At 65.5% G+C, this 9,082-nt stretch carries 3 protein-coding genes; all 3 read left to right on the top strand.

Annotated elements, in window-relative coordinates:
• The first annotated feature begins 57 nt into the window (after nucleotides 1-57).
• The 3 genes from KIH81_RS09905 (at nucleotide 58) to KIH81_RS09895 (ending at nucleotide 9,060) form a co-directional block, all read left to right on the top strand.
• Complete coding sequence (locus KIH81_RS09905) at nucleotides 58-1,479, top strand: serine/threonine-protein kinase (RefSeq protein WP_214305164.1); 1,422 nt, start codon at nucleotides 58-60, stop codon at nucleotides 1,477-1,479.
• An 85-nt stretch (nucleotides 1,480-1,564) separates the two neighbouring features.
• On the top strand, nucleotides 1,565-7,543 hold the full coding sequence (locus KIH81_RS09900) for an Ig-like domain-containing protein (protein WP_214305163.1): 5,979 nt from the start codon (nucleotides 1,565-1,567) through the stop codon (nucleotides 7,541-7,543).
• A 167-nt stretch (nucleotides 7,544-7,710) separates the two neighbouring features.
• Nucleotides 7,711-9,060: an AAA family ATPase gene (locus KIH81_RS09895; RefSeq protein ID WP_214305162.1), complete on the top strand. Its 1,350-nt coding sequence runs from the start codon at nucleotides 7,711-7,713 to the stop codon at nucleotides 9,058-9,060.
• The last annotated feature ends 22 nt before the right edge of the window (nucleotides 9,061-9,082 follow it).

The following is a 9,082-nucleotide window of genomic DNA, read 5'->3' as shown; positions in this document are numbered from 1 at the left end:
GTATGGTAAGTGAGCGGATGCCGTGGAGACGCATCCGCGCCCGAGAGAGGGAAGACTATGGCCAATGCACCGAGCCGGCCACCGAAGCTGCCCGGCTATGATTTCGTCCAGACACTGGGCAGTGGCGCCACGGCGACCGTATACCTGTATCACCAGCGCATGCCCGCCCGCCCGGTGGCGGTCAAGGTCAGCGCCAAGACCCTTGACCCGCAGGCGGCGGCCCTGTTCAACCGCGAGGCCAATTTCATGGCCAAGCTTTCATCGCATCCTTATATTCTGCCGGTGTATGACGCGGGCGTCACCTCGGACGGTCATGGGTTCATCGTGGTGGAATACGCTCCGGGCGGCACCTACAACAGCATGATGAAGGCCCAGTCGCTGACCTGCGAACAGGTGCTGGATCTCGGCATCAAGCTGGCGAGCGCGCTGTTCACCGCGCATCGCAGCAACATCATCCATCACGACATCAAGCCCAGCAACATCCTCATCACGTCGCAGGGGCTGCCGGTATTGGCCGATTTCGGCATTTCCACCGATGTCTACGACCGTACCGAGACGGGGTTCTCGCCGCCGTGGGCGCCGCCGGAGGTGCTGCAGCATCTGACCAACGGCTCGGAGGCGGCCGACATCTACTCGTTGGCGGCCACGTTGTACGCGCTGTTGGTGGGGTGCTCGCCATATCAGCATGAATATCGTCCGCGTTCGCAGTCGGAGCTCATCAGCCTGATCATCAACCAGCCACTGCCGCGCATCAACCGCGCGGACGTGCCGGCCGAGGTGGAGAACGTGCTGCGCCGCGGGTTGAACAAGGATCCCGATCAACGCTACTACTCGGCGCTGGAGTTCGCGCGGGCCATGCAGCGCGTGCAGTTCGCGTATTACGGTCATGCCACGCCGGTCACGGTGGAGGGCATGCCGCCGTATCCGAAGGATATCGAACGTCGCCGCAGGGTCACGGATCAGACCGGCCAGATGGCGGCCGCGCCACGTCATTGGGGCAAGCCCGTGGCCATCGCGGCTTCCATCGTGGCGGCGTTGACGGCCGTGGGGCTGGTGTTCGCGTTCGTGGTGTTGCCTCGCATGGACAGCGCCGCCGGTTCGGATGCCCGGCAGCTGGCGACGCCCGGCACGTCGGATAACGACGGCGATCGCAACGGACAGGACGACGACGTGATCACCGATACGGCGAACGCGCAAGTGCCCTCGCCGGAGAACGTCACCGGATCGTACGCGCAGGACGGTTCCTCCGTGACCTTCACCTGGACCAATCCCGACCCACAGGACGGCGATACCTATGCGTGGGCGATCATGCAGGGCAGTACGGCCGATCAGAGCGCCGCGACCACCACCACGAAGGACACCCAGGTGACCGTGGACGCGCAGGATGGTGCGCAGACCTGCATCCAGGTGTCGATCGTGCGCGAGAGCCGTCAGATGTCCGCGAATCCCGCAATCGCCTGCGCGGCCAAACCGCAGTAGTCCCGTCATCGATACGCATTGAAACCACACGCCGGCACCACTAGACTGGCACCACAGAGAGCAGGAAGGTCAGGGGGAAGACCAGATGGCCAGATCAGCCCGATCATATGATCGCAGGCGTCGCATCGGCGCCGCATTCCGTCGTCTGCTGCCGTCCGGCAGCCATACATGGACCATGCCCGTGCTCACGCTGCTGTTGCTCATCGGCCTGGTGGCGGGCGCGGTCATCGTCAGCACGGTGACCAGACGGCATATCCAGCTTGACGACGGCACCGTGTGGGTCACGTCCCTGAACAATCGGAAAGCCGCGCGTTTCAATGTGAAGAACCGTGAGGCGGATGCCGGCATCGCCTCCTCCGCACCCCGATTCGACGTGGCGCAGCATAACAGCGACACCATCCTGGCCGAGCCGAACAGGGCATCGTCCATCAAGGCCTCCACCGTCAGCACCGACGCGAAGACCGACACCCGCGCCAACACCACGACCATGATGGGCGGAGATACGGTGGCCTTCCTCAATGAGAAGACCGGCAATGTGTGGACCGGCCAGTCCTTGCATCTCGATACGGTCTCCCCCACGGCCTCGGATCCGCAGATGGAGCTCGGCTCGGGCGGGCGCATCGTCGTGACCCATACGGGCGAGGTCTACGGCTACCGTCCATCGGACGGCATGGTCCTGCGCATCAAGGATGCGGGCGGCAGCCCGCAGGAAATCGGATCCCTGACCGGCGGCCGGCAGCAAACGGCGGACAGTTTCACCGTCGTCGACGAGACGCCGGTGATCGCCTCCGGCACCGACATTCTGTTCAAGGGCGGCAAGGCCACCGTGGACACCACCGGCAAGCTCACGCTTCAGGCACCACCCACCGATGACCGCCAAACCGACTGGGTGGCGGCCTCCTCACCGCATGGTCTGGCTCTGGTCAGGTTGAAATCCGGCGCCAAACCCGTGTTCCTGGCCAACGGGGGCAAGGGCGAGGCCGCGCAGCCGGTCTCGTTGAACGGCTGCGTCATGGCCGCCTGGAGCCAGAAGGTCAGCAACTACGTGCGCGTCTGCTCCCCCACGGACACGGACGGCAAGTTGCAGACCCTCGACGCGGTGAACACCACCTCGCAGCTGGTGTTCCGCACCAATCATCGCCTTGCCGTGCTCAATGACGTCATCAACGGCAACGTGTGGAATCCCGAGGACTCCACCAAGGTCATCAAGATCCAGTGGAACCGCATCCAGACCGAACAGACCTCCAAGGAGGAGCAGAACACCGATTCGGCCAACAACCACCGCGATTTCTCGAAGACCTGCTCAGCCCAATCCGGTCAGATCAAGGCCGTGGACGACACCATCGGCGCCCGAGCCGGCTCCGAACAGATCCTCGACGTGCTCCGCAACGACGAACAGACCGACTGCTCCGTGCTGCGCATCACCAAGGTGGGCGCGCCCAGCGGCGAGAACATCACCGTCTCCCCCATCTACGACGGCCGGTTCCTGCAGCTGGACGCCTCCTCCGCGTCCTCCGGCACCGCGACCTTCTCCTACGACATCACCGACGGCCGCGGCCAGAGTTCCTCCGCCACCGTGACCGTGAACCTGACCGGTTCGGAGAACAGGGCGCCGCTCCAGTTCGATACCCCGCCGGAAATCGACGTGGAGCAGGGCGCCAGCTACACCGCCAACGCGCTGGGCAGCTTCACCGACCCGGACGGTGATCCGCTTACCCTGATCTCCGCGGTGCCGCAGAACACCGATCAGGTGCAGGTCTCCACCCGCGCGGACGGCCAGCTCACCTTCAACACCGGCGCCCTGGCCTCCGGCCGCGTGGGCGTGGAACTCACCGTTTCGGACGGACGGGCCAGCGGCACCGGCCTGGTGTACTTCTCCATCAAACCGGCGAACACGCTTTCGGCGGTCATCGACCCGATCGCCAAAACCACCACGCCCAATACGGACACCACCATCACGCTGGCCTCCTACGTGCACGGCACATCCAGCGAACCCGCGCAGCTGAGCCAGGTGGATACGCCGGACGGAGCCTCCACAGCCGCCAATACGGCGGATATGACCATCTCATTCAAAGCCGCCAAGCCAGGCACCTACTACGTGCCGTACACCATCACGCAGGGGTCGGTGCCCGCCACCGGTCTGGCACGGGTGGAGGTGCAGCCGGTCGAGGGCGAGGCCGCCAAGCCGGTGGCCGCCAACGACGTGGCACTGCTCGGCGCGGACAACACCGCGATCGTGGAGCCGCTCGCCAACGACGTGGATCCGATGGGCGGCGTGCTGTCGGTGGCCACGGTGAGCGCCCCCGCGGGCTCCGGCATCAAAGTGGGGCTCGTGAGCCACAAGCGCGTGTACATCACCGCACGTCAGGTGCCCACCAGTCCGGTGGCCATCAGCTATACGGTTGCCAACGCCTCGGGCACGGCCAAGGGCACCATCGTATTGCAGCCGCCGGCGTTGACCTCCTCGAATTCGGTGCCGAAAGCCGCCAACGTCAACGCGCAGGTACGTGCGGGAGGCATCGTCTCGGTGGATGCGCTTGACCATGTGACCTATCCGGACGGCACCACGGTCAAGCTCAAGAACAACCTGCAGTACGACAAGAACACGTTCAAGGGACTGGCCTTCGTGTCCGGGGACACGGTGCGCTATCAGGCATCCGAGGAAACGGGCACGTTCCCGATCACCTACACGGTGGAGGACAACCTCGGCAACGTGGCCTCCGCCACCATCACCATCTCCGTGCACGCACGCAACGCCGAAGGCAAGGCAGCCCCCACCCCGCATGACACGGAAGCCCAGGTGGCCGCAGGGCAGAAGGTGCGCATCCCCATCACGCTGACCGGCATCGACGTGGATGGGGACGACGACCAGCTCCTCGGCCTGGGCAACAAGGCCCCCAGCCTGGGCCGCATCTCCGAAGTCGGCTCGGATTACCTGATCTACGAGGCGTACCCCGATTCCTCCGGCACCGACACCTTCTCCTACGCCGTGGAGGATTGGACCGGCCAGCGCGCCCAGGCACAGATCCGCGTGGGCGTGTTCCAAAGCTCCTCCAGCTCCGGCGTGTACGCGCGCGACGACGAGATCACGCTGCGTCCGAACACGGCCGCCACCGTGCCCGTGGCCCAGAACGACATCTCCGGCGACAACACCGATCTGACCGTGGACAAGACCGTCAAGGCTCAAGGCATCAGCGGCGTGAACGTGCAGGACAACATGATCGCCTTCACCACACCGGCGAACGCCACCACCGCGTACATCGCCTACACGGTCAAGGACAAGGCCGGGCTTTCGGACACGGCCACGCTCACCGTGAACGTGGATCCGAACGCAGCCATCGAGCCGCCCACCGCCTACGACTACCGGGTGCCTTCCGCGGCGACGATCGACAAGAAGTCCGTGGACGTGGACATCTCCCAGTGGATCGCCAACCCCTCGGGCACCGTCGACGAGCTCGAGGTGGGCGTGCACCCCTCGGCGGCCGACCATGCGCGCGTCAAGGGCGGCAAGCGTTCGACCGTCATCACCGTGGACCTGACCTCGCAGGCCCGCGCGGTGCCGTACACGGTGACCAACACCACGCACCACATCACCTCCACCGCATTCATCCAGGTGCCCGCATACGGCGTGTTCCCGCCAACATTGCGCCCGAAGGCCCCTGAGCTGAAGGTCAACTCGCGCGAGACCATCACCATCAACATCAACGACTACGTGCGCGTGGGCGCCGGCAAGGAGCCGCATATCGAGTCGTTCGGCTCCGTGAGCGCCACCAAGGCGTCCAACTCGGATCTGTACGCGAACGACCACACGCTGAAGTTCACGGCCGTGGACAACTATTCCGGTCCGGCGTCCATCACCTTCACCGCCACGGACGGCAAGCCCGGCACGGACAAGAACCGCATCATCAATTCGGCGGTGATCACGCTGCAGATCACCATCGTGGGCAAGGACGTGCCGCCGCCCACGTTCACCTCCTCCACCATCGATGTGGAGGCCGGAGCCGATCCGAAGACCATCGACCTGAAGGCGCTCACCCATGCCCCGGCCGGATTCGAATCCGAAGCCGCACGGTACACGTACGCCGGCGGCACCTCCTCCTCGGACCAGATCACGGCGAAGCTGTCCGGCAACGGCAGCCTGCAGATCTCCGCCACCAAGGAGGCACAGCCGGGCACCACCGCAACCGTCCCCGTACAGATCAACTACGAGAAGGGCACGGTGAACGCCGGCGTGACCGTGCGCGTGGTGGCGTCCAGCCGTTCGCTGGCCCGCATCAGCGCCAAGACCCTGCAGCTCAAGGCCGGTTCCGGCGATTCCGTGGATGTGCTGGCGGACGCCTACAACCCGTTCCCGGATTCCCCGCTGACCGTGGTGGCCTGCAAGGCGGACGACTCCACCAAGCTCACCGTCGACGCATGCGACCCCTCGGGCCGCATCTCCATCACCGCCGCCTCGGACATCGGCGCCTCCACGAGCACCGTGCTGGTGACCGTCGAGGACGGCAGCAAGGTCAAGGAGCGGCAGGTGACAGGCACCATCACCGTCTCCGTGATCGACCGGCCCGAGCCGCCGCTCCTCTCCCCTGTGGGCGGCGAACCGCAGAACGGATCGGTGACCCTGACATGGACGCCGGGCGCGGCCAACGGCAGCCCCATCACCGAATACCGGGTCGATTGGACCGGAGGCGCGGAAGGCAGCAAATCCTGCGGTGCCGTCACCTCCTGCCAGATCACGGGACTGACCAACAACAAGCCCTATTCGTTCACCGTGAGCGCCCGGAACGAAGTGGGCTGGTCCAAGCCGTCCGCCTCGGTGGAGGCCACACCGGACCGCGTGCCCACCGCGCCGACCAATGTGACCGTCACCGGCGGCAACAAGACCGCGACCGTCAGCTGGGACACCCCCAAGGGTGATTTCGGCGCCGTGGACAACTATTCGGTGACCATCAGCGGCGCGGGCGCACCCCAGACCAAGGAAACCAACGGCACGGCCAACAAGATAACGTTCACGTTCCCCAACGGCGACATCAAGGACGGCACCACCGTGACCGCCACGGTCAAGGCGCACAACGCCATCAACTGGGGCGCCGAATCCGCGCCCTCCGAGGCGGCGGACGTCTGGGGCGACCCGGACGCGCCGACCATCGACCTGTCCAACAAGGACGAGGAGGTCACGGCCAGGATCACCCTCGGAGACAACCACAACGCCGGCTGCCAGGCCATCGTGTTCGGCGGCGACACGGAAGGCAGCCTGTCCTGCTCCGAGGATTCCACCACGTTCACCGTTCACGAGAGCGATCTGAACCAGTCCAAGATCACCGTGACCGCCACGGTCAAGCCCAAGCGCACGCCGTCCGATCCGGAGACCGGCAAGGCGTCCTTCACCCCCGTCTACGAGGTGCAGCAGCCCACGAACGTCCGCACCTCCGGTTCGGGCAGCACCTGCACCGTGCGCTGGAGCAAGCAGGGCCTCGTCCAGTCCTTCAACGTGACCGCGGACGGTCTGGGATCCACCACGGCCGGCAAGAACGAGACCTCCGCCACGTTCAGCATGGATCCGTGGGCCACCTGCGGCACGGCCTCGGTCGAGCAGGTGTTCAACGGCGAGACCAGCGATCCGGTCTCCGGAGGCCCGTCGGGCTCACCGTACGTCTATGAGGTCAAGGCGAAGATCACCGCCCCCAGCAGTCTCAAGTGGGGCGACAGCAAGGACGTGGTCGAGGTGTCCGGCGGTTCCGTGGACACCTACGGCAAGGACGCCCGCTACCAGATCGTCATCAACGGCCAGGCGTTCGACTGGACTCCGGGACGCCCGCTGGACGTGACCGACCTCGACATCGACGATGACGACGACTACCGGTGGAGCGTCAAGGTCACCAGCACCGAAGGCCTGAGCGGTCTCAACAACACCGTCTCCGGCGGCACGGTCCGGGGAACCCGCCCCGGCGTCGAGCCCGACACCGACGGCGAAGCCTCCACGTCCTCCTTCAAATCCCGTTCCAGCACCCATGCACTGATCAGATCGCCATGGATATTGGGACTGGCCAGAACACCGGGGCGGTGAGGACCTTACGACCCATACGTTCCGAATATTCCGCGAATCCCTCGCCAATCCAGCGCACGGACATCAATCCGATGGCAGACAGACATAACCGACACACCCAAAGCCGCCGAACGCAGCCGACGGCATAACCCGGCAGCATGACCAGCAACAGTAGGAGAACAATCCCCATGAGCGAACACATCGACGACGCAACGCAACTGTCCGACGCCACCAGGCTTTCGGACTCCACCGAATTCTCGGACTCCACCCGCCTGTCCGACGCCACGCGCCTCTCCACCACGCCGCATGGCCGGTCCGATCACGCCCGCGGCAAGCAGCCCTCCGGCGGCACGCAGGCCAAAGCCGCGTCGCCCGATACCAAGGCCAACGCCGCCGCATCTCCCGTGGTGCAGCCCAGCCTTCCTCAGCGTCCGGGCACCGGAAGCGCGTCCAAGCCGTCCGGCCCGCAGGCCGCGCCCATCACGCCGAAGCGGAAGGGCGACGAGGGTTTCCCGAAGAAGACCCGGCAGCGCGCGGCCTCCCAGGCCCCCGGCGCCATCGATTCCGGGCTGCTGCCGGAACCCACCGACGAGGTAAGGGAGTTCCAGGACTCCTTCCACGCGCTGGTGGAGAACATCTCGAAGGTGGTGGTCGGCAAGGTGCAGCCGATCCGCCAGTGCGTCACCGCACTGCTGGTGGGTGGCCATATCCTGCTCGAGGACAATCCGGGCACCGGCAAGACCCAGCTGGCCCGAGGTTTGGCCAATTCCATCTCCACCAGCTTCAAGCGCATCCAGTTCACCCCCGATCTGCTGCCCTCGGATGTGGTGGGCGTGACCTTCTACGATCAGAAGCACAGCGAGTTCGAGTTCCGTGAGGGCCCGATCTTCGCGTCCATCGTGCTTGCCGACGAGATCAACCGCGCCTCGCCGAAGACCCAGTCCGCTTTGCTGGAGGTCATGGAGGAGCAGAAGGTCACCGTGGACGGCGAAACCCATCCCGTGCCGCAGCCGTTCATCGTGATCGCCACGCAGAACCCCATCGAGCAGCTCGGCACCTACAAACTGCCCGAGGCGCAGATGGATCGTTTCCTCATCAAGACCTCCATCGGATATCCGGGCCATGACGTCTCGGTGGATATCCTCAAGCAGCTGGACGTGACCGACCGCGCCGGCGAGATCTCCCCCGTGCTCACCGGCGAGGATGTGCTGAGCCTGCGCAAGGTGGCCTCCGACATCTACGTGGACGATGCGATCCGAGAATACGTGGTGCGTCTGGTGGAGGCCACCCGTCACAACGAGAAGATCATGGTGGGCGCCTCCATGCGTGGCGCGCTGGCCCTGACCCGTTGCGCCCGCATCTGGGCCGCGGCGGACGGTCGCGCCTACGTGGTGCCGGACGATGTCAAGGACCTGGCTGTGCCGGTGCTCGCACACCGCATCACGCTCACCCCGGAGGCCACCTTCGACGGCGCCACCGCCGAAAGCCTGATCGCCCAGATCCTGGAGGACGTGCCCGCCCCCACCATCGGACGATAACGAAAACACTCCTGCAGAAGAA

It is taken from the genome of Bifidobacterium miconisargentati (genome assembly GCF_019331675.1).
Lineage (GTDB): Bacteria > Actinomycetota > Actinomycetes > Actinomycetales > Bifidobacteriaceae > Bifidobacterium > Bifidobacterium miconisargentati.
The sequence above is the reverse complement of the archived record's forward strand: the minus strand, read 5'-3'. Positions and strand labels throughout refer to the sequence as shown.